The organism is Actinokineospora sp. UV203 (assembly GCF_056323665.1).
Genome location: NZ_CM150484.1, coordinates 1,466,318 through 1,489,606, shown reverse-complemented (window position 1 = coordinate 1,489,606; position 23,289 = coordinate 1,466,318). Strand labels below are relative to the sequence as shown.

Annotated in this window: 12 protein-coding genes; 10 read left to right on the top strand and 2 right to left on the bottom strand. The window is 70.1% G+C overall.

The window, feature by feature from the left end; all coding sequences use genetic code 11:
- Positions 1 to 10 precede the first annotated feature (10 nt).
- The gene (locus tag ACUZ2Y_RS06575) at positions 11 to 1,279 is read left to right on the top strand and encodes a DUF6801 domain-containing protein (protein ID WP_476327930.1); all 1,269 of its coding nucleotides are present in this window, start codon (positions 11 to 13) and stop codon (positions 1,277 to 1,279) included.
- Positions 1,280 to 1,444: 165 nt separating this feature from the next.
- Complete coding sequence (locus ACUZ2Y_RS06570; RefSeq protein ID WP_476331619.1) at positions 1,445 to 2,614, top strand: lipase family protein; 1,170 nt, start codon at positions 1,445 to 1,447, stop codon at positions 2,612 to 2,614.
- Positions 2,615 to 3,144: 530 nt separating this feature from the next.
- On the opposite strand, the gene ACUZ2Y_RS06565 is transcribed toward ACUZ2Y_RS06570, so the two are convergent.
- Positions 3,145 to 4,389: a DUF6801 domain-containing protein gene (locus ACUZ2Y_RS06565; RefSeq protein WP_476327928.1), complete on the bottom strand. Its 1,245-nt coding sequence runs from the start codon at positions 4,387 to 4,389 to the stop codon at positions 3,145 to 3,147.
- 278 nt (positions 4,390 to 4,667) lie between these two features.
- A complete protein-coding gene (locus ACUZ2Y_RS06560) occupies positions 4,668 to 6,134 on the bottom strand; it encodes a DUF2079 domain-containing protein (protein WP_476327926.1) in 1,467 nt (488 codons plus the stop codon).
- A 241-nt stretch (positions 6,135 to 6,375) separates the two neighbouring features.
- Between ACUZ2Y_RS06560 and ACUZ2Y_RS06555 the strand changes: the two genes are divergently transcribed.
- The 8 genes from ACUZ2Y_RS06555 (at position 6,376) to ACUZ2Y_RS06520 (ending at position 23,283) form a co-directional block, all read left to right on the top strand.
- On the top strand, positions 6,376 to 7,239 hold the full coding sequence (locus ACUZ2Y_RS06555; protein WP_476327924.1) for an SDR family oxidoreductase: 864 nt from the start codon (positions 6,376 to 6,378) through the stop codon (positions 7,237 to 7,239).
- 44 nt (positions 7,240 to 7,283) lie between these two features.
- On the top strand, positions 7,284 to 14,504 hold the full coding sequence (locus ACUZ2Y_RS06550) for an SDR family NAD(P)-dependent oxidoreductase (protein ID WP_476327922.1): 7,221 nt from the start codon (positions 7,284 to 7,286) through the stop codon (positions 14,502 to 14,504).
- 4 nt (positions 14,505 to 14,508) lie between these two features.
- Positions 14,509 to 17,208 (top strand): acyltransferase domain-containing protein, encoded by a 2,700-nt coding sequence (locus ACUZ2Y_RS06545; protein ID WP_476327920.1) that lies wholly within the window; start codon positions 14,509 to 14,511, stop codon positions 17,206 to 17,208.
- On the top strand, positions 17,205 to 17,528 hold the full coding sequence (locus tag ACUZ2Y_RS06540) for an acyl carrier protein (protein WP_476327918.1): 324 nt from the start codon (positions 17,205 to 17,207) through the stop codon (positions 17,526 to 17,528). Before ACUZ2Y_RS06545 ends, ACUZ2Y_RS06540 begins: the two co-directional genes overlap by 4 nt.
- 11 nt (positions 17,529 to 17,539) lie before the next feature.
- Positions 17,540 to 18,355 (top strand): alpha/beta fold hydrolase, encoded by an 816-nt coding sequence (locus ACUZ2Y_RS06535; protein ID WP_476331616.1) that lies wholly within the window; start codon positions 17,540 to 17,542, stop codon positions 18,353 to 18,355.
- Positions 18,356 to 18,425: 70 nt separating this feature from the next.
- Complete coding sequence (locus ACUZ2Y_RS06530; RefSeq protein ID WP_476327916.1) at positions 18,426 to 19,568, top strand: glycosyltransferase; 1,143 nt, start codon at positions 18,426 to 18,428, stop codon at positions 19,566 to 19,568.
- Between the two features lie 193 nt (positions 19,569 to 19,761).
- Positions 19,762 to 21,837 (top strand): AMP-binding protein, encoded by a 2,076-nt coding sequence (locus ACUZ2Y_RS06525; RefSeq protein WP_476327914.1) that lies wholly within the window; start codon positions 19,762 to 19,764, stop codon positions 21,835 to 21,837.
- Positions 21,838 to 22,095: 258 nt separating this feature from the next.
- Positions 22,096 to 23,283 carry an ABC transporter ATP-binding protein gene (locus ACUZ2Y_RS06520; protein WP_476327912.1) on the top strand — a complete coding sequence of 396 codons (1,188 nt, stop codon included), beginning with the start codon at positions 22,096 to 22,098 and terminating at the stop codon, positions 23,281 to 23,283.
- Positions 23,284 to 23,289: the final 6 nt, after the last annotated feature.

Below are 23,289 nucleotides of genomic sequence, written 5' to 3'. Positions count from 1 at the left end.
AAGAGGACCTATGAGGACACGGATGAACGGGAAGATGGCCGCCGGAGTGGCCGCCACGGCGACAGTCGCGGTGGTGGCCGGGTTGTTCGCGAGCAGTGGGACCGCGGCCGCGTCCGCGAGCCTGGACCTGAACTACTCCTGCACCTTTCCGCTGATCGATGTGCAGCCGGTCAAGGTGCACATCAACGCGGCCATCCCCGACACCATCACCGTGGGCGTGCCGACCGGCGAGTTCACCATCGAGGCCCTGTCCACTCTGAACGAGGACACCACAACCGGCCTCAAGCTGGTCAAGGTCGCCACGATCGAGGGTTCGGCCATCTCGACCGCGCACATCACGGCACCCGGTTTCGACACCGACCTGGACGTTCCGGTCACCGTGGAGAAGACGGCGATTCCCGCGTCGGGCGGCTTCACCGTGCGCGCGACCGGCAAGACGCCCTCGCTGAAGTTTCCGCAGGCCGGGCCGATCAAGATCACCGTGCACGACCTGAACCTGAAGATTACCGCGAGGAAGGCCGACGGTTCGCTGGCGAGCATCCCGCCATCGAACCCGTTCGACGCGCCGTGCGCCCAGGATCCAGGTCAGAACAATGTGTTGAAGGAAGGCCAGATTCTCCCGGGCGGCGGTGGCGGCACCACCACGCCGACCACATCGCCATCGACGACGCAGCCGACCAGCTCGACCCAGCCGACGAGCTCGACTCAGCCGACGTCCGAGCCTACGACGACTGAGCCCACGAGCTCGACTCAGCCGACCAGCTCGACTCAGCCGACGACCGAGCCTACGACGACTGAGCCCACGAGCTCGACTCAGCCGACCACTGAGCCCACGACGACTGAGCCCACGAGCTCGACACAGCCGACCACTGAGCCGACAACGACGGCGCCGACCAGCTCGACCCAGCCCACCACCGAGCCCACCACGACGGCGCCGACCAGCTCGACTAAGCCGACGAGCTCGACTCAGCCCACCAGCTCCACGCAGCCCACGAGCTCGACGCGGCCGACCAGTTCGACGCAGCCGACGACTCAGCCCACGAGCTCGACACAGCCGACCACTGAGCCGACGACCACCACGGTCACCACTCTGCCGGTGGTCAACACCCAGGTGCCCTCCGGTGGTGTGGGCGGATACGTCCCCACGAGCAACAGCTCGACCAGCGAACTCGCCGACACCGGTGCCTCCGTGGCGTGGCCGCTCGGCATCGGCCTGCTGCTGATCGGGTTGGGCGCCAACATGATCCTCGTGATGCGCTTGCGCGCCCGCCGTCGCTGACAGTCCACAGGGGACGCGCGGTGCGCGTCTGACCCGCACCGGGCGTCCCCATCCACCTACTGCCACTACTGACTCGGAGGTCGAGCGGTGCGCTCTCTCTTCACTCACTCCTCGCATAAGGCGGCGCGGCGCAAGACCCGGCTCTCCGCTGTCGCCACGGTTCTGATGGTCGCGGCTTCGGCCGTGGCTCTCGTGAGCACCCCGTCCGCGGCCGCGGGCCCGGCCCCCGCCGACCCCGGCCCGACCGACGACTCGTTCTACACCCCACCGTCGCCCCTGCCCGCGGGCGCGCGCGGTGACGTCATCCGCTGGCGGCCGAGCCCCGCGCCGCAGTTCACCGGCACGGTGAACTCGTGGCAGGTCATGTACTTGTCGACCGACGAGGACGGCGCCCCGAACGCGGTCACCGGGACGATCCTGGTGCCCAAGACCGCGAACCCGGCCACCGCCCCCATCGTCAGCTTCGCCTCCGGCACCCACGGCGGCGCCTTCCGCTGCGCGCCTTCGTCGATGCTGGCCGTGGGCGCGGGCTACGAGCGCCCGGCGATCGCCGACATGCTCAAGAGCGGCTACGCGGTCGTGATGACCGACTACGCGGGCTACCACGTCAACCCGAAGACCACCTACATCACCGGCCTGTCCGAGGGCCGCGCGGTGATCGACATGGTCCGGGCGGGCCAGAAACTGCCCGCGGCCAAGCTTTCCACGACCGCGCCGGTGTTCTTCCGCGGCTACTCCCAGGGCGGCGGCGCGGCACTGTGGGCGGGCCAGCTGCAACCCGAGTACGGCCAGGACATCAAACTCGCGGGCATCGTCGCCGGCGGTGTCCCGGGGGATCTGGTTCAGGTCACCCTCAAGCTCGACGGCAGCCGCGGCTTCGGCTTCCTGCTGTATGCCTTGGTGGGCCTCGACAACGCCTACCCGGAGATCAAACTCGCGTCATACCTGAACGACGCCGGCCGCGCCGCGGTCGCCGACGTCCAGAACGAGTCTTGCACTCTGGAATTGCTGCTGAAGTACAAGAACAAGGCCCTGTCCGAGTACACCACCGACACCCCGGTCCAGGAGGCTCTCCTGGCCGCTGTCGCGAAGAACAAGCTCGGCACCATGCCGGTCAAGGTGCCGGTCTTCCAGTACCACGGGTCCAGCGATGACGTCGTCGCCTTTGGACAGGCCGACACGTTGCACAAGACGTACTGCCGAGCGGGTGTGAACCTGACGTGGAAGGCGTACCCGACTGACCACATCACCGGGATCTTCACGGGGAACGCTGACGCCATGACGTTCCTCAAGGACCGGGTGGCGGGAACTCCGGCCACTCCCAACTGCCCGTAACCAGACACAACGAAGAGGCCGGGAGCTCTTGCTCCCGGCCTCTTCGTTGTCCACCACCCAACGCCACCCCCGCCCAGCAACACCAGCCCCCACCCGCGAGTCGCCCGTTCCCGACAACGAGTTCCCCGTTCAGGCCATCGAGTTCGCAGTTCAGCAAGCGAGTTCCTCGTTCCCGACAACGAGTTCAACGTTCAGTCTCAGGCGCACCCAGCGAACCTCCCGTTTGCAGGCCTCGACGCACGAACTCGATGGCCTGAACGTTGAACTCGTTGTCGGGAACGGGCGACTCGCGGATGGGTGGGTGGCTGGTGTCGCTGGGCGGGTGAGTCGGGGCGGGCGGGGCGAGGGTAGGGGTTCGAGCGCATACCCATCTGCCACACCTCCGCCGCAGTGCTGCACGCACTTCCCCAGGACCGTGCCTGGTCTCCCTGGTACGGAACGTAAAGGAGGGCCCCGCCGCGATGCGGCGGGGCCCTCCGGTGGTGGAGCGGTGGAGCGGTGCTACTTCCCTGTGGAGCGGTACTGCGTGCTTACTTCGAGGTCAGGTTGACCGCGATGGTGTTGCCCGCCGCGGCAGCGAAGCCGCTGATGAAGTCGTTGAACGAGCCACAGCCCTTGAGCGGGGCGATGGTGTACGTGCTGGTGAGCTGACCGCCGGCGATGATATCGAAGCCGGGCGCCGAGGCCAGGTTGATGTCGGACGGGGCGACGGTCTTGCAGTCCGCGCTCTGGCTGATCGGGAAGCCGAACAGGCTGACCTGCGGCAGCTTGATGGTCAGCAGTGCGTTGGCCTTGAGGGTTCCGTCAGCCTCGATGGAGCCGGAGACCTGACGCTCGTTGACGAACTCGACCTTGGACACGACGGGCAGGAAGCCCATGATGCTCAGGTTGGCCGTGGCCGGGTTCAGGACCAGGTCCGCGGTGAACTTCTTGGTTGACAGCACCAGGTTGGCGTCGATGGTGCCCTTCAGCGGGATATCACCGGACATGTTCTTCAGGTTCGACTTGCCCGCCAGGTTGTAGCCGTACTTGACGCCGCCGCTGGGCGGAGTCGTGGTGACCGGCGGCTTCGTGGTGGTCGTCGTGACCGGCGGCTGGGTGGTGGTCGTCGTGACCGGCGGCTGGGTGGTGGTGGGGTTAGTGGTGCTGGGCGGAGTGGTCGGCGTGGTCGTGCCACCGCCGCCCGGGAGGATCTGGCCTTCCTTCAGAACGTTGTTCTGGCCCGGGTTCTGCACACACGGCGCGTCGAACGGGTTCGACGGCGGGATGCTGGCCAGGGTGCCGTCAGCCTTCTTGGCGGTGATGGTCAGCACGAGGCCGTGGACGGTGATCTTGATGGGTCCCGCCTGCGGGAACTTCAGCGACGGGGTCTTGCCGGTCGCGCGGACGGTGAAGCCACCCGAAGCGGGGATGGTGGTCTTCTCCACGGTGATCGGCACGTCGAGGTCGGTGTCGAAGCCAGGCGCGGTGATGTGCGCGGTGGCGATCGCGGTGCCCTCGATCGTGGCGACCTTGACCAGCTTGAGGCCGGTCGTGGTGTCCTCGTTCAGAGTGGACAGGGCCTCGATGGTGAACTCACCGGTCGGCACGCCCGCGGTGATCGTGTCGGGAATGTCGGCGTTGATCTTCACCTGGACCGGCTGAACGTCGATCAGGGGGAAGGTGCAACCGTAGCCCAGGTCAAGAGTGGCAGCGGCCGCGCTCGTGCCCGCACCGATGAAAAGGCCGGCGCCCACCAGCCCGGCAGTGGTGACCGAGGCCAATACCGCGGTCAATTTCTTTGAACCTCTGCGATGATTCACAATCATCCTTTCGTGGTATCAACGGTGATACGAATACCGCGGGCTCCGGTGCGCAGTCGTCAGCGGAGACCGATCTGGCAAGAGTGGCCGGGAAGGTTGCGAGTGGTTTTGTGACAGGCTCGCTACCATTAAGGAAACTAGCTTTGGGACTTTGGCCACGCAAGGTTTCCCGGTGCGCATCGCGAAATCTCTTCAACCTTTGTCATGGGCGAATATTTTCGACCGACCGGTTGGACTGTGTGGGACAACTCTCACCGGGATGGGGCATCGCCTAAGGACACGAAGACGTACATCCCGTGGCTGTCGGCGTAGATCGTCTCGAATGCGGCGCCCCCGTGCCGCTCCGAAATCCAGCGCAGCGGGTCCGCGGGCGGGACCGGCGCCCCACTGTGCTTCTGGTCGAAGACGACGTACTGCGGCACCGGGTTGTTCGCATGTCCGACCCAATAGGTATCGGTGCGCCCGGACAGGGGTGCGAGCAGGTTCAGCGTGGTCTCCACGGTGGCCCCGTCCGGGACCAACGCCATCGCCGCCCACGCCGCCTCGACCCGCTCCTCCGGGGAGAACATGGTCTTCGGGTCCCAGTACTGCGACAGCGGGAACTTGTCCGTCAGGGCGATCGCGATGGCCAGCATGGCGATCGCGCCATGGGTCGCCCACGCCTTCCGCGCGCGGTCTCGAACCCCCTCACCTGTGGATTCGGCGGCGCGAAGGCGGATCAGGGAGTCGATGGCGGCGACGAACAAGATCGGCATCAGCGGTGCGCTGTAGTGGAAGGTGGTGCCCCAGTAGAACTCGTTGGGCGAGATGAACCGCAGCCCGAGCGGGACGACCGCGATCAAGGCGATCGGTGACCGCACTGCGAGGAAAGCGGTCGGTAGCAACAACAGGAACAGGGTGTGGACCTTCACGTCGCCCGACGTCCACAGCTGCTCGCCCAACGCGGAAATCATGCCGAACGGACCCTGTTCCGCGGTCGGGTCGGCTCCGCCCGCCTGCTTCCAGAACGGGTATTTGCCCTCAGGGTTTATCGCGGGGATGAGTATTCCGATCGCGATCAGCGTCGCCCCGATACCGAACACGCCCAGAACAGCGCCCGCGAGTCGCTTGCCGCGAATGGCGATGACCAGGCCAATGCCGGCGACGATGAACCCGAGATCCTCCTTGACGAGCACCAGCGGCAGCGCCCACAGGATCGCGTGCGGGAAGCGCTGCTCCATGACCGCCACCAGCGAGAACGCGATGAGCGGGACGGCGAACGCGATCTCGTGGAAGTCGAAGTCGACCGCGGCCTGCAGCCCCCAGGACAGCCCGTACGCGGCGCCGACGGCGTAGCCCGAGCCGGTGCCGAGCCGCTCGATGGCCAGCCGGGTGATCGGCACGACCGACACCGCGATGAGCAGCGCCTGCGCCACCAGCAGGGTCATCGGGCTCGGCCAGAGCCGGTACAGCGGCCCGAGCAGGGCGAGGATCGGGTGGAAGTGCTCCCCGAGCACGTTGTACCCGTGTTCCCGCACGTTCGAGATCGGCGGCTCGAACTTGGCGTACCCGGCCACGGCCTGGGTGAACAACGCCAGGTCGAACGAGCCGTGCGCGATGCGCTGGAACCGGGCCAGGGACATCACCGCGTAACCGACGAAGATCGCCCCAGCCAGCAGCCACGGCCCCTTGATCACGCTCGGTGATGTTTCGCTCTTCTGCACAGGTTTAGCGCCCATCTTGCTCACGGTGAAATAAGAACGATGGCCGAGCCGAGTGTTTCCGGAAAGCTCAGAAGCCGTCAATATAATTCGGGTCCCGCCTGGTGGGCAAACATCGGCGGGGTCGATCGCCTGGTCCGAGCGGTGTCACTCACATTCGAACAAGGTTTGCGAGACCCTTGTTGTGTGGTGCACGAGGTTGTCCGGGCCGGCTTGACGCCCCTCACACGCGCCTTCTAACTTCGCTCAACAGCGCCGGATGGGTGTCACTCGTTTGGTCGGGTGTCCATACGGTCCGGTCTGGCCGGTGAGGAGCCTCGTGGAAATTCAGGATAAATCACTGGTTATCACCGGTGCGGGTCGTGGAATCGGCGCCGCGATGGCACTGCGTTTCGCTCACGAACGCCCGCGCGGAGTTCTTGTCACCGATATCGATGAACTCGGCGCCCAGCGGGTCGCGGCCCAGGTCCGCTCGCTCGGGGTCCCGTCGATCGGCGTGCGCGTCGACGTCAGCGACCGGGACCAGATCACCGGGCTGGTCAAGCTCGCCGAGAAGGAATACGACGGCGTCGACATCGTCTGCTCCAACGCCGGTATCGCCACCGGAATGGGAATCCACGCCGGTGACGGCGACTGGGCCCGCTGCTGGTCGGTCAACGTGCTCGCGCACGTGCACCTGGCCCAGGCCGTGCTGCCCGCGATGGCCCGCAGGCACAGCGGACACCTCATGATCACCGCGAGCGCCGTCGGCCTGCTCGGCCTGCCCGGCGACGCCCCGTACTCGGTGACCAAGCACGCCGCGGTCGGACTCGCGGAGTGGCTGGCGTTCACCTACGGCGGCCTCGGCGTCACGGTCAGCGCGCTGTGCCCGATGGGTGTGCGCACCGACCTGCTCATGGCGGGCCTGGAAGCGGGCCACCCCGCCGCGCGGGCCGTCGCCGACGTCGCGCCGATCATCACCGCCGAAGAGGTCGCCGAAGCCGCGGCCCAAGGCGTGATCGACGACCGGTTCCTCATCCTTCCCCACCCGGAGATCGCCGACCTCTACGCGAGCAAGGCCGCCGACCCCCAGGCGTGGGTGACCAACCAGCAGTCCGCCGCACGCCCGCGGATCAAGGCGTGACCTGGGCCCGCGCCCGATCGCGGAACACCAACAGCGGAGGCGACATGCCAGCGAGAGTCGAACGGCCCGATCTCGTCATCGGGATCACCGCGCCCGGTGCGGCCGACGCCGCCCTGTGCGCGGCGGTCAGCGGCGCGGGCGGGCTGGGAGTCCTCGATCTGGGCAGCGGCGACCGGGCGGCCCGGGAGGCGCTGGCCTCGGTCGTCCGGGTGGCCGAGGACGCGCCGATCGGCGTCCGGGTGCCGCATTCCTGCGCGCTGACGGTCGAGGATTTCCTTGCCCTGCTGGGAGACCGCTCGAGCCGAATCGCCGCCGTCGTGCTCGGCTGGGACTCCCCGTGGGCGCTCGCCGACATCCCGGACCACTTCTTCGTGCTGGTCGAGGCCACCTCAGCCGCCGAAGCGTTGCGGGCGGCCGAAAATGGCGCCGACGGCGTCATCCTGCGGGGGAGCGAAGCGGGTGGACGGGTCGGGTCGCTCGGCTCGTTCGTGCTGCTGCAGCAGGTGCTCAGCGACCCGGACCTCACGGTGCCGGTGTGGGTGTGCGGCGGAATCGGCCCGAACACCGCCGCGGGTGCCGTCGTGGCCGGCGCCGCGGGCGTCGTCCTGGAGACCCAACTGTCGCTGCTTCCCGAGGCCGAACTGCCCGCGCACGCCTGTGCGGCGCCGGCCACCGGCGACGCCTCCGCGACCGTCCTCGTCGGCGGGCACCGGGTGCTGCCCGACCGCACCGCCGAACCGTTGCCCGCCGATCTCGACGAGTCGACGGTGGCCACCCGGGTGGCGGCGGGCGGGCTGGTCGCCGCGGGCCAGGATGTCTTTCTGGCGCAGCGGTTCGCGCGCTCCCATGGGAGCGTCGCCCGCGCCGTCCGGGCCGTGCTCACCGCGGTCCGCTCCGCGCTGGCGCCCGGTGTCGCGGCGCTGGCCGAGGGGTCGGCTCTCGCCCGTGCGCTGGGCACCGCGCTGCCGGTCGCGCAGGGGCCGATGACCCGAGTCAGCGACCAGGCCGCGTTCGCCGCCGCCGTCGCCGGACAGGGAGCGCTGCCGTTCGTCGCGCTCGCCCTGTCCACAGAGGACCAGACGCGTGCGCTGCTCACCGAGACCCGGGAAACCCTGGGGGAGCGGCCTTGGGGCGTCGGAGTCCTCGGGTTCGCCCCCGAGGGAATCCGCGCCGCGCAGCTCGCGGTCATCAAGGAGATGCGACCGGCCACCGCGCTCATCGCCGGCGGCCGGCCCGACCAGGCCCGCGTGCTGGAGGACGAGGGCATCGCCACGTTCCTGCATGTGCCGTCCTCCGGTCTGCTGAGCCAGTTCCTCGCCGCGGGCGCGCGCCGGTTCGTCTTCGAGGGCGCCGAGTGCGGCGGCCACGTCGGCCCGCTGTCGAGCTTCGCCCTCTGGGAGGCGCAGGTCGCCGTCCTGATCGAGGCGGTCGACGCCGGCCTGCGTGCCGACGAGCTGCACCTGCTCTTCGCGGGCGGCATCCACGACGCGCGCTCCGCCGCGACCGTCGCCGCGGTCGCCGACCCGCTGGTGCGCAAGGGCGCCGGTGTCGGTGTCCTGATGGGCACCGGCTACCTGTTCACCGAGGAAGCCGTCACCTGCGGCGCCGTGCGGCCGGTGTTCCAGCGCCAGGTTTTGGCCGCGACGCACACCGAGCTGCTGCGCACCGCCCCCGGCCACGCGACCCGGTGCGTGAGCAGCCCGTTCACCGAGTCCTTCCACTCGCTGGGCAAGGAACTGCTCGACCAAGGCGTGCCCGAGCGCGAGGTGTGGGAGCGGCTGGAGTCGCTCAACACCGGCAGGCTGCGCATCGCCAGCAAGGGAGTGCGCCGCGAGGGCGACGAACTCGTCGCCGTCAACGAGGACGACCAGCTCGACCAGGGTCTGTTCATGGCGGGCGACGTCGCAGTGCTGCGGTCCCAGCCGACCACCATCGCCGCCCTGCACGCCGAGGTCACCTCCGGCGCGGTCGCGTTGTGGAACAAGCGATCCACCGTGCTGCGGTCCCATATGGACATGCCGGCGGGCACACCTGAGCTGCCGCCGCTCGACATCGCCATCGTCGGCATGTCCGCGATGTTCCCCGGCGCCGACACACTCGCCGCCTTCTGGTCCACTGTGGTCGGTGGCGCGGACCAGGTCACCGAGGTGCCCGCGGGCCGCTGGGACGTCGACACCTACTACGCCGCGGGCGGCGGCCCCGGCCGCACCCCGTCGAAGTGGGGCGGCTTCCTGCCCGAGATCCCGTTCGACCCGCTGAGCTACGGCATCCCGCCGTCGACCCTGGCCGCCATCGAGCCGGTGCAGCTGCTGGCCCTCGAAGCGGCCCGCCGTGCCCTCGCCGACGCGGGCTATCCCGACGGCGGACCGGGCCGCGACCGCACGAGTGTGGTGTTCGGCGCGGAGGCGGGCAGCGACCTGGCCACCGCGCAGACCCTGCGCATGGCCCTGCCCGAGTACCTCGGCGCGGTCCCGGAGCAGCTGGCCGACCAGCTCCCCGAGCTGAGCGAGGACACGTTCCCCGGCAGGCTGGCCAACGTCATCTCCGGTCGCATCGCCAACCGGCTCGACCTCGGCGGCGCCAACTACACCGTCGACGCCGCCTGCGCGTCGTCGCTGGCCGCGGTCGACATCGGCTGCAAGGAACTCGTCGGCGGCACCAGCGACATGGTCCTGTGCGGCGGCGCCGACCTGCACAACGCGGTCGACGACTACCTCCTGTTCTCCTCGGTCGGCGCGCTGTCCAAGACGGGCCGCTGCGCGACCTTCGACTCCTCGGCCGACGGCATCGCCCTCGGCGAGGGCGTGGCCGTCGTGGTCCTCAAGCGCCTGGCCGACGCCGAGCGCGACGGCGACCGGGTGTACGCGGTGATCCGCGGTGTCGGCAGCGGCAGCGACGGCAAGGCGCTGGGCCTGACCGCTCCCCGCCCGGACGGCCAGCGCCGCGCGATCGAGCGCGCCTACCGCACCGCGCGGGTGTCGCCGACCGAGATCGGCCTGGTCGAGGCGCACGGCACCGGCACCGTCGTCGGCGACCGCACCGAGCTGTCCACTTTGGACGCCGTCTTCACCGAGGCGGGCGCCGCGCCGGGCAGCTGCGTCATCGGGTCGGTGAAGTCGCAAATCGGGCACACCAAGTGCGCGGCCGGGCTCGCCGGCCTGATCAAGGCCGCGCTGGCGGTGCACACCGGAGTCAAGCCGCCGACGCTGCACGTCACCGAGCCCAATCCGGCGTGGGACCCGCGGACCAGCCCGTTCGTCTTCCACGGCAAGGCCGCTCCGTGGACCCAGCGGCCCGACCACCGGGTCGCCGGGGTCAGCGCGTTCGGCTTCGGCGGCACCAACTTCCACGTCGTGCTGCGCGGCCACCAGCGCTCCGACGCGGTCCGCCACGGCCTGCGCGAGTGGCCCGCCGAGCTGCTCGTGTTCCGCGGCGCCGACGACGCGACCGCGCGCAGGCAGGTCGAGCGGCTGCTGACCCTGGTCACCACCAACGACGCGCACGGCAGGCCGTGGACGCTGCGCGACCTCGCGCGGACCGCCGCCGAGCGCGCCGATCGCGACCGCACACCGGTCCGCATCGCCGTGGTGGCCAAGGATCTGGACGAGCTGGCGATCCAGCTGCGGGCCGCTGTCGCCGGTCAGTCCACGCCCGGACTGCACGTCGAGGGCGGGCCCTCCGGCAAACTCGCAGTGCTGTTCCCCGGCCAGGGCAGCCAGCGCCCGGGGATGCTCGCGGACCTGTTCGTCGCGTTCCCCGAACTGGGCAGGCTGGCCCGCGCGGTCGGCATGGACACCAGTGTGATTTTCCCGCCGTCCGCGTTCGGCCCGGGCGGCTCGACCGCGCAGGCCGACGCCCTGCGCGACACCAGGGTCGCGCAGCCCGCGCTGGGCCTGACCGGCCTCGCCGTGCACCACCTGCTGACCCGGCTCGGCGTCACCGCCGACGCCTTCGGCGGGCACAGCTACGGCGAACTCGTCGCACTCGCCGCCGCGGGCGCGCTCGACGCGGGCACCCTGATGAGCCTGAGCACCGCTCGCGCCGAGGCCATCCTCGGTGCGGCGGGCGAGGACCCCGGCACGATGGCCGCGGTCTCCGCGAGCCGTGCCGACACCGCGGCCGTGCTCGACAAGCTGTCCGGGACCGTGGTCATCGCCAACGACAACGGTCCACGGCAGGTGGTGGTGTCCGGGCCGACCGCGGATGTCGAAGCGGCCCTGGAAGCCCTGCGGGCGGCCGGTTTGTCGGCTCAGCGCATTCCCGTGGCGTGCGCGTTCCACAGCCCGCTCGCGGCCGGCGCGGGCAAGACCTTCGCCGAGGTGCTGGCCGGTGTGCCGGTCAGCGCACCCGAGGTCCCCGTGTGGTCCAACCGCACCGCGAGCGCGTACCCGACCGACCCAGACGGCGTCCGCGCCGAACTGGCCGCCCAGATCGGCTCCCCAGTGCGCTTCGCCGACCAGGTCGAGGCGATGTACGCCGACGGCGTGCGGATCTTCCTCGAGGCGGGCGCCGGGCGTGTCCTCAGTGGACTCGTCGGCCGCATCCTCGGCGACCGGCCGCACACCGTGATCGCCTGCGACAACGGCGGCATCCCGGGCCTGCTCGACGCGGTGGCCCGGCTGGCGGTCGCCGGGATCGACGTCCGCACGGGCTGGCTGTTCAGCGGCCGCGACGCCAAGGACGTCAGCACCCTCACCCCGCCCGCGCGTCCGGGGTGGACGATCGACGGCAGCTTCGTCCGGACCGTGGACGGCAGCTACGTGGGCCTGGCACCCGCGCGCAAGGTCACGTTGGCGGGTCCCGCGGTGGCGGTGCCCGCCGCGTCGGACCGCGACGAGATGGTGAGCGACTTCCTGCGCACGAGCCGAGAACTCATCGCGGCGCAGCGGGATGTCCTGCTGGGCTACCTGGGTTCGGCGCCCGTGGCGCAGCCGGCCGTGCAACCCGCCGCGCGGCCCGCCATGGAGCCGATCGCCGCACCCGTGGCCGCCCGCCCCGCGGTTGTCGCGCCGGACGCGCTGTCGGTGGTGGTCGAGGTGATCGCCGCCCGCACCGGGTATCCGGTGGAGATGATCGACCCCGCGGTGGATCTGGAAGCTGATCTGAGCGTGGACTCGATCAAGCGCACGGAGATCGCCGGCGAGGTCGCGACCCGGTTGGGTCTGACCGGCCAGAACGTTATCGACGCTCTGGTGAAGACCCGCACGGCCGCCGCGATGGCCCAGGCCGCGGGCGGAACGAAGACCGCCGCCGCGCCGGTGCCCCAGGCAGTCGACGCGCTCGCCGTGGTGATCGAGGTCATCGCGGGTCGGACGGGATACCCGGTCGAGATGATCGACCCCGCGGTGGACTTGGAAGCGGATCTGAGTGTGGACTCGATCAAGCGCACGGAGATCGCCGGTGCGGTCGCGTCGCGGCTTGGGCTGGGCCAGGACCAGGTCGAGGTGCTGGTCAAAGCTCGGACCGCCGCCGCGATGGCGCAGGCGACCGGGACGGAAGCTCCGGTCTTGGCACCGGCGACCGGGACCGAACCTGCCGTCGTGGCAAAGGTTTCGGCGGTCGGTCCGCTCGGTGTCGTGATCGAGGTGATCGCCGCCCGCACCGGCTACCCGCCCGAGATGATCAGCCCGACCATCGATCTGGAAGCCGACCTGAGCATCGACTCGATCAAGCGGACCGAGATCGCCGGTGAGGTCGCCGTGCGGCTCGGGCTGGGCCAGGACCAGGTCGAGGTGCTGGTCAAGGCCCGCACCGCGGCCGCCATGGCGGGTTCCGTGGCGGACAAGGCGCCGCCATTGGGTGTCGAGGGTTCGCCCGCGCAGCGCTACGTGCTGGAGTTGGTGGCGGCCGCCGCCGAGCCGAGTGCCGACATGATGGCACTGGCGGGCAAGCACATCCTGATCGCGGGCGGCGACCCGGCGCTGGCCACCGAACTGGCCGACCAGCTCTCCGCGCGCGGCGCGCTGGCCATCCCCTTCCAGGGCAGGCCGGAACTGGCCGCCGACGTCGACCGGGTCGACGGCCTCATCTCGCTGCACGCGCTGCACGACGAGGACGCCGTGCTGCCCGGCACGTTCGGGCTGCTGAAGTCCGCGCTCGCCCGCGGGCCGAAGTGGGTGGTGGCGGCCTCGGCCGCGACGCCGGTGGCCGCCGGGCTGCGCGGCCTTTTCCGGTCCCTGCACCGCGAATACCCCGAACTGGTGGCCAGGCACGTCGAGCTGGACCCGGCCATGACCCACGAACAGACCGCCGAGCTCATCGTCACCGAAGTCCTCACCGGCCGCGACGAGCCCGCCGTGATCGTCACCGCCGAGGGCAGGCAGGCCTACCGCATGGTGCCCAAGGCGCTCGGCTCCCTCGCCACCTCCGGCGCGGGACCGGCGGGCACCGGCGCGGCCGAGGCGCAAGCCGTCGGGCTGGGCCGCGACTCCGTCGTGCTGCTCATCGGGGGAGCGCGCGGGATCACCGCCCAGGTGGCCCTCGCGATTGGCGAGGCCGCGGGCTGCCACATCGAACTCGCGGGCCGCACCGTGCTCGACGTCGAGCCGGAGCCCCCGACCGTCCTGGTTGCCCGGGACCTGGCCGGGCTGCGGTCGGCGCTGGCCGGGCTCGGCGGGCGTGACCTCGCCCAGATCGAGCGGAAATCCCGCGAGATCCTCGCTCGCAGAGAGGTCACCGCGACCCTGCGGGAGATCAGAGGCACGGGCGCGACCGCCGAGTACCACACCCTCGACGTGCGCGACGGAGACGCGGTCCGGCAGCTGATCAAGCAGGTGCACACCGAGCACGGCAGGCTTGACGGCGTCATCTACGCCGCGGGTGTCATCGAGGACCGGCTGGTCGCCGACAAGGACCCGAAGTCGTTCGAGCGGGTCTACGGCACCAAGGTCGGCGGTGCGAGCGCGGTGCTCGGCGAGCTGAGCGACCTGGCCGTGGACACGAAGTTCGTCGTGTTCTTCGGCAGCATCGCCGCCGCCCTGGGCAACCGGGGCCAGGCCGACTACGCCGCGGCCAACGACGCCCTCGAAAGCATGGCCGCCGAATGGTCGCGGCACACCGGAAACCGCGCGCTCACTGTCCACTGGGGACCGTGGGCTCCGGTCGGCGCGCACAGCGGCATGGTCAGCGCGGAGCTGGGCCGCTCCTACGCCGAGCGCGGGATCAAGCTGCTCGACCCGAACGACGGCGTGGCCAGTCTGCTGCGCGAACTGGCCTGGGGCGACCCGGCCCAGCGCGCGGTCGTGTACTCGGCTTCGGAGTGGTGAGGCGATGACGGCCATCGACATCCTCGGACCCAGGACGGTCACCGAGCCGGAGCGGGTGCTGCTGCTGGCCGCCGCCAGCCCGGCCGAGCTGTCCGCGCTGCTTGACCGCTCCGACACCGACGTCCTCGCCCTGCCGCCCGGCACGGCGATCGGCGCGCGGCTCGGCATCGTCGACCCGACTCCGCGCAGGCTCGCCCTTGCCCGCAAGGTCGTCGCCAGGGGCCGTGCCCTGCGTGGTCGCGACGACGTGTGGTTCAGCCCCGACCAGTTGCTGCGCGGCGGTCGGACCGCGTTCGTCTTCCCCGGCCTGGAAGCCGACTTCGCCCCACGGGTCGACGATCTCGCCGAACTGCTCGGTGTGCCGGTGCCTGACCTGGGCACCCAGACCGTCGGCAGGCACGGCGGCGCGGTCCTCGCGGTGGGCAGGCTGCTGGACGCGGCGCTGCGCCGGATGGCGATCGTGCCGGACGCCGTCGCCGGGCACAGCGTCGGCGAGTGGACGGCGATGATCGCGGGCGGTGTCGTCTCCGGTGCCGACTTCGACGCCATGCTCACCCGCACCGACCTGGACGCGCTGCGCGTGCCCGGCGTCGAGTTCGCGGTGCTCGGCTGCCCCGCCGCCCGCGCCGCCGAAGCCATCGCGCACAGTCCGGATCTGGTGATCTCGCACGAGAACTCGACCAACCAGACCGTCGTGTGCGGGCCCGCGGACCGCATCGCCGAACTGGTCGAGCGGATGCGCGCGGCGGCGGTGATCTGCCAGGTGCTGCCGTTCCGCTCCGGCTTCCACACCCCGATGCTCGCGCCGTTCCTCGGCGAGTTCGAACAGGGCGTGCCCAGCCTGCGCATGCACCCGGCCGCCATCCCGGTCTGGTCGGCGAACACCGCGAGCCCGTTCCCGGACGACCCGGCGCTGGCCCGTGAGCTGTGCGTGCGCCACTTGGTCGAGCCCGTCCGGTTCCGCGCCACCATCCAAGCCCTCTACGACTCCGGTGTGCGCGTCTTCATCCAGGCGGGCCCCGGCCAGCTCGGGTCGCTGATCGACGACACGCTCCGCGACGCCGTGCACCTCACCGTCGCGGCCAACTCCGGGCAGCGCTCCGGTGTCGACCAGCTTCGCCGGGTCGCCGCCGCATTGTGGGCCGAGGGCGGCAATCCCGACTTCACCGCGCTCGTCCCGCGCAAGGCCGAGGAGCCGGTCGAGCCGAGTCTGTCCCGGCTGAGCGAGCTGGCGGTGCGGTTCCCGGCGCTGCGTGAGCTGACCGCGCTCATCGACGAGACCGCCGACGCCGTCGCCGCCGTCCTCACCGCGGCGGGCCGCCCCGCCTTGGCACCGCGCGAGTTCAGCCTGACCGTGTCCACATCGGACATGCCCTACCTTGCCGACCACTGCTTCGCCCGGCAGCGCGAAGGATGGCCCGACGAGACCGACCTGCGGCCCGTCGTCCCGGCGACCACCGTCGTGCAGCACCTGATCGACGCCGCCCGCTCGGCCGCGCCCGGCCGGGTCGTCGTCGGCGTCGACAACCTGCGCTTCCGCCGCTGGCTCGTCGCCGCGCCCGCGACCGAGGTCGCCGTGTCGGTGCGGCCGTTGGACAGCGACCGGGTCGAAGTCCGGCTCGGGGACTACGCCGACGGCACGGTCGTGCTGGGCGACAGCTACCCGCGGGCCCCTCGGCCGTGGCCGAACAAGCTGGGGGAGCGGGCCCCGAGCCTGTCGGCGTCGGACCTCTACGCCCAGCGCTGGCTCTTCCACGGCCCGTCCTACCAGGGGATCAGCCGCACCCTCGCGGTGTCCGACGACGACGCCCGCGCGGAGATCACCGTGCCCGAAGCGCCGGGCGCCCTACTCGACAACGTCGGCCAGGTCATCGGCCACTGGCTGGTGGAGAACCACCCGCAGCGCTGGATCGCCTTCCCCATCGCGATCAGCCGGATCCGGTTCCACCGCCCGGTTCTCGGCATCGGGTCCACTGTGGACTGCTCGATGCGGGTCACCGGGATCGACTTGGCCACCGTGCGCGCCGACGCCCAGGTCACCGCGGGCGGGGAGGTGGCGGTGTCGATCGAGGGCTGGACCGACACCCGCTTCGACAGCGACGCCGCGATCGGCTCGGTGCACCGGTTCCCGGAGACCAGCACCCTGTCGTGGCGGGCCGAGGGCGGCTGGTGGGCCGCCGCGGAACGCTGGCCGAGCCTGGCTTCCCGCGAGTTCTACCTGCGCAAATACCTTGGCGCCGCGGAGATCGCGGAGTACGAGGCGTGCGACCCGACCGAGCGGCGGCGCTGGCTGCTGCGCCGGATCGTGGTCAAGGACGCCGTGCGCGGCAGGCTGTGGGACGACGGCTACGGCCCGCTGTTCCCGGCCGAGCTGCGCGTGCGGGAAGTCGCGTCCGGCCGGTGCGCGGTCACCGGCGTGGGCGGGCTCCAGATCCCCGACCTGACCGTGAACGTCGACAGCAGCCACGAGTTCGGGGTGGCGATGGTGGACGGCCAGATCGCGATCGCCGAGCTCGAATGGCCACCCAGTCGCAACCGCGATCCACGGCTGACAGCTGCGGCTTCGGCCGCCTCGGAGCTGATCGTGAACGCGGGCGGCGCCCGCATCGAACTGGTGGCCAATCCCGATGGCCTGCCCGTTCGCCAGTACGTCGTGGCCTGGGTCCCGGGCCAGTCCACACCGCAGAAGGAGGAAACACCGTGACGACCACACCGATCACCGAGGTGCCGTCCCAGCAGGCAGTGCTCGAGGAGATCAGCTCGATGCTCCTCAGAGTCCTGGACCAGTACGGCCTGGATGATGTCGAGATCACCATGGACACCACGTTCCACGATGAGCTGGGCTTGGAGAGCATCGACTTGGTGACCGTCGGGTCGATGCTGACCGACCGCTACGGCGAGCAGGTCAACCTCGCGGCGTTCCTCGCCGACCTCGACATCGACGACGTGATCGGCATGCGGGTCGGCCTGCTCGTGGACTTCGTGCGCACCGCGCTGAGCCGGCCGCGCCTGGCGGGGAGCTGACACCCGTGGGCATGATCCAGGCGAACGGCATCCGCACGCACTACCAGCTGATGCCCGCGAAGAACCCGGCCACACCGGAGCCGCCCACGGTGGTGTTCGTGCACGGCCTCGGCTACGACAGCCTCGCCAGCTTCTACCTGACCCTGGCCGCGCCGGTGTCGCAGGCGGGGATCGACGTGATCACCTACGACCTGCGTGCCCACGGCCGCAGCGACCGCCCGGTGAGCGGCTACCGGGTCGCCGACTTCGTCGAGGACCTCAGCGCACTGCTGGACGAAACCGGCGTCGAGGGCCCGGTTCACCTGGTGGGCAACAGCTTCGGCGGCACCATCGCGTTCAGCTTCGCCGAGCGCTACCCCTCGCGGGTGCGCAGCATCGTCGCCATCGAAGCTGAGCCCGCCACCCACGAGTGGTCTCGAAAGATCGGCGGCACGCTGACGAACGTGGTCGACTGGATGGAGGACCCTCAGGTCCTCGCGTGGCTGGAGGAGACCTACGGCGCCCACCACGCGCGCCTGTCCAAGGTCGCCGGCGCGGTCATCCGGGCGACGACGATCGTCGACGAGGTACCCCAGGGGCCGTTGCTCGACGCTGAGGCGCTGCGCGGCATCCGCTGCCCGGTGCTGTCCATTGTGGGCAGTGAGGGATTCCAGAGCGACAACCTGCTGGCTGTGCAGTCCTCGCTGCCGGACTGCCGAACCGAGGTGATCGACGGCCAGAACCACTCGGTGCTGGTCGAGCGCCACCGCACCGTGCGCACCCTGCTGCTCGACTGGATCGAAGAGATCGAGGCGATCCCCGCGGAGGTGGAGGTCGGGGCGGCATGAGCGAGCTCGCGAGCGAATCATTGACACAGTGCCTTCGCGAGTGGAGCCACCGAACGTGTGAGGTGGCCGCGTGAGCCGGTTTTTGATCGTCGTGCCGCCCTTCGTGGGCCATGTCAACCCGGTCGCCGGGGTCGCGGCCGAGTTGATGGGGCGCGGGCACGAAGTGGCGTGGGCGGGCGACCAGGATCTGCTCAGCAGGCTCCTCCCCGCGGACGCGACCGTTTTCCCCGTCGCCTGTCCGCTGCCCGACCGGCCCGCCGACGTGCGTGGGTTCGCCGCCTGGAAGTTCCTCTGGGAGGCCATGCTCGTCCCACTCGCCCACACGATGCTCCCCGGCGTGCGGGCCGCGGTCGAGCAGTGGCAGCCCGACGCGCTGTTGGTCGACCAGCAGGCGCTCGCCGGGGCGCTCGTCGCGGGCAGCACCGGGCTGCCCTGGGCGACCTCCGCCACCACCTCCTCCGAGATCACCGACCCGCTGGCGACGATGCCCGCGATCGACGGCTGGGTCCGGGGAATGCTCACCGACCTTCGCCTGCGTTTCGGCGACCCGCTCGACGACCACGATCTGCGTTTCTCCCCGCACCTGGTGCTCGCGTTCACCACCCCCGCCCTCGCAGGCGACCCCGCGGTGGCCGCGCCCGTGCGGTTCGTCGGACCCTCGCGACGGCCCGCCCGGCCCATCGGCTTCCCCTGGGAGTGGCTCGACGACCGGCCGCTTGTCCTGGTCACCCTCGGCACCGCCAACGACGACGCCGGCGCCAAGTTCCTCGCCGACAGTGTCACCGCCCTGCGCGACCGACCGGACCTGCAAGCCGTCGTCGTCGACCCCGCGGACACGCTCGCGGACGTTCCCGCGAACGTTCTCTGCCGCGCCGAGGTGCCGCAACCCGAACTGCTCGATCGGGCCGCGCTCGTGGTCTGCCACGCCGGGCACAACACCGTCTGCGAGGCGCTCGACCGGGCCGTTCCGCTGGTCGTCGCCCCGATCCGGGACGACCAACCCGTGATCGCCGAGCAGGTCGTGCGCGCCGGGGCGGGCCTGCGGCTGCGGTTCGTGCACGCGGGGGCCGAGCGGATCGGCAAGGCGATCGACGCGGTCCTGGCCGAGCCCGGCTACCGCGACGCCGCCAAGCGGGTACAGGAGTCGTTCGCCGCCGCGGGCGGCGCCGCCGAGGCCGCGACCGGACTTGAATTTCTTGCACGTTCTGCGTGATCAGCCTGTGGTGAACTGACAGAACACGAGCGATAACTTGTGGAGCGAAGCGATATTTCGCCGGTCGACAAAATAGCCTTGACCAGCGCGGATTCGCGCTGCGATCCTGATTGTCGAGCTGTGACACCTATCAGAGAGGGTGCGCTCCACAAAATTCGGGGGTTGTTTTTAAGCAAAGACAGGATCGTGTGCCATGTCAGCCGATTGTGTTGTCTTCGACATCAACATCGATCATCCGCGCGAGCGTGTGTGGAGCGTGATCGGCGACCTTCCGCGGTATTCGCGATTCTTCCGCGGAATCACCTCATTCGAGCAGATAGCCGCTCGGGGATATGGCACCCCAGCCCGCTTCCTGCTGCGCGCCTACATGGGTCCGGGCGCGCTGCTGCACCACGAGATCGAGACCAGGATCGCCCGGCCCGACGAGCAGCTCGTCCTGGCGGGCAAGCCGGACAACGGCAGCTGGGTCTCGATCCGACTCGAGGACGGCGGACCGGGTCGGACGATCCTCAAGTTCGTCTTCTTCCAGCCGATGCTGCGCCACCCGCAGGGGATCGACTGGACCGAGTCCGACATCAAGAACTGGGTCCGCGACGCCGTGCGCCGCATCGACGGGAACCTCGCGGGCATCTCCGACCCGCGCGCGGTGCTCAAGCGCAGGGACGTCAGCTCGTCCCCGATGCGGATGGTCTCCACCCTGGCCAAGGCCGGGATCCTGGTCCCCACGCGGCCGGACAAGATGTTCAAGCAGCTCAAGGCGGTCGCGACCTGGGGCGGGACCATGGTCGCCGGGTACACCGCGGCAGCGGCTCGCGAACCAGGCAAGACCGCGGTCATCGACCCCACGGGCCGACGCACCTTCGGCGAGATCGCCGACCGCTCCAGCAGGCTCGCGGAGGGACTGCGCGACCTCGGTGTGCGCGCCGGGAGCAAGGTCGGCATCCTGGCCCGAAACCACGCGTCGTTCGTCGAGTCGCTGGTCGCCTTCGGCAAACTCGGCGCCGACGTCGTCATGCTCAACACCGCGCTGTCCGCGGAGCAGGTCGTGGAGGTCGTGCGGCGCCATCGGGTCAAGGTGCTCGTCGTCGACGACGAGTTCGCGGGCAAGGTCGACTACCTGCCGGTGACCATCACCCGGCTGTGGACCGGCTCGAAGTCGCCCACGGTCGAGAGCGTGATCGCCGAGAACGAGCCGGGCATGTTCACGGCGCCCAAGGAGCCGGGCAGGCTCATCGTGATGACCTCGGGCACCTCCGGCACGCCGAAGGGCGCGCGCCGACCGACGCCGCCCGGCCTGGGCAGCGCGGCGATGGTGCTCTCCCGCATCCCGATGAAGGTAGGCGACAGCGTTCTCATCGCCGCCCCGATCTTCCACAGCTGGGGCCTGGTCGGCGTCCAGATCGGCATGGTCCTGCGCGCCACCCTTTCGCTGCAGCGCACCTTCGACGCCGAGGCCACGCTGCGGGCGATCGAGAAGCACCGGATCACCACGCTGTTCGTGGTGCCGATCATGCTGCAGCGCATGCTCGCCCTGCCCGACCACGTGCGCGAGCGCTACGACACCTCCAGCCTGCGCATCGTCGCCAGCAGCGGCTCGGCGATCCCCGGCACCGTGGTCACCGGCTTCATGGACGTCTTCGGCGACATCCTCTACAACTTCTACGGCTCCACCGAGGTCTCCGCCGGCGCCATCGCCACCCCCGCCGACCTGCGGGCCGCGCCGACCACCGCGGGCCGTTCGCCGCTGGGCTCGACCCTGGGCATCCTCGGGCCCGACGGCGAGCAGGTGCCACCGGGATCGGTCGGGCGGATCTTCGTCGGCAACGACATGCTCTTCGACGGCTACACCGACGGCGTCGCCCGCGAGATCAGACACCACCTGATGGACACCGGCGACCGCGGCTACTTCGACGCCGACGGGCGGCTCTTCGTCTCCGGCCGCGACGACGAGATGATCGTCTCCGGTGGGGAGAACGTCTTCCCCCGGCCGGTCGAGGAAGTGCTGTCCGCGCTGCCGCAGGTCGACGACGTCGCCGTGGTCGGCGTGCCCGACGACGAGTACGGCCAGCGCCTGGCCGCCTATCTCGTGCTTCGCGCGGGCGCGCGACTCGACGCGGAAATAGTGCGTTCTTATGTCCATCAGCGGCTGGCCCGGTTCTCCGTGCCGCGCGATGTGCTGTTCGTCGACGAGCTGCCGCGCAACCCGACCGGAAAGGTCCTCAAGCGCCTGCTGACCGATGAGCACCCGCTCGTCCAGCAGCTGGACTGAGCCCTTGCTGTCCGTTCCACAAAGTCCGTGGGCGAACTCTGTCCGGAGTGACAACTCCGCCCGCATTCCGGGCCATTATGGAAGCCATTTCGGGCACATGTTGTCAGCCGTGTGACACGTCGGTAATGTACCGCTGAGTAGCCGATTCGCGACCATTGCGTGAATGTGGTCCCGCTATTAGTCGTCGGGTCGGAAAGAAATGCCCGGTGCCTGGATTGTGTTTGTCCTTCGGCGAAGACGAAATCATTGGGAGATGCGATGGGTGTCGAGGTCGCCGTCGAGGGATTGAGCAAGTCCTTCGGCCGCCAGTCCATCTGGCGCGACGTCACCCTCACCCTGCCCCAGGGTGAGGTGTCGGCGCTGCTCGGACCTTCGGGCACGGGCAAGTCCGTCTTCCTGAAATGCCTGATCGGGCTGCTCAAGCCCGAGCGCGGCAGCGTGATCATCAACGGGGTCAACCTGTGCACGTGCAGCGAGCGGGAGATGTACGAGATCCGCAAACTCTTCGGGGTGCTGTTCCAGGACGGCGCCCTGTTCGGCTCGATGAACCTCTTCGACAACGTGGCGTTCCCGCTGCGTGAGCACACGAGGAAGTCCGAGGCCGAGATCAAGCGGATCGTCTTCGAGAAGCTCGAGCTGACCGGCCTGCAGGGCGCGGAGACCAAGCTGCCCGGCGAGATCTCCGGCGGTATGCGCAAGCGCGCCGGGCTGGCCCGGGCCCTCGTGCTCGACCCCGAGATCATCCTGTGCGACGAGCCGGACTCCGGTCTCGACCCGGTCCGCACGGCATACCTGTCGCAGTTGCTCATCGACCTGAACGCGCAGATCGACGCGACGATCCTCATCGTCACCCACAACATCAACCTCGCCCGGACGGTCCCGGACAACATCGGCATGCTCTTCCGCAAGGAACTGATCATGTTCGGCCCGCGTGAGGTGCTGCTCACCAGCGACGAGCCGGTCGTGGAGCAGTTCCTCAACGGCAGGCGGTTCGGTCCGATCGGGATGTCCGAGGAGAAGGACCAGGCGCAGATGGCCCGCGAGCAGGCCCACGCCGAAGCCGGGCACTCCGACGGGTCCAATGAGGACGTTCGCGGTGTGGTGCCGCAGATCGAGCCGACGCCGGGGATGCCCGCCCGCGACGCGGTGCGCAGGCGCCGCAACCGGGTGCTGAAGATCCTCGACACGCTGCCCGAGAGCGCCCAGCACGGTGTGCTTGCCTCGCTCAGCGCCGAGGACCTCGGCCGCTACGACGACTGGGCCCGCCGCGCCGCGCAGAGCCGCATGGCCACCAGGCACGCGGGTCCGGTCGCGACGATCCCCGGTGTGTCCACACTGGACCCAGGCGCGACCGGCAGGCCGCACCCCCCACCTCCGCTGCCGCACCGGGGCTCACGTCCCGGTGACGAGCACCGCCAGCGCCCCCGACCGGAGGCGCGTCCGTGACCACCC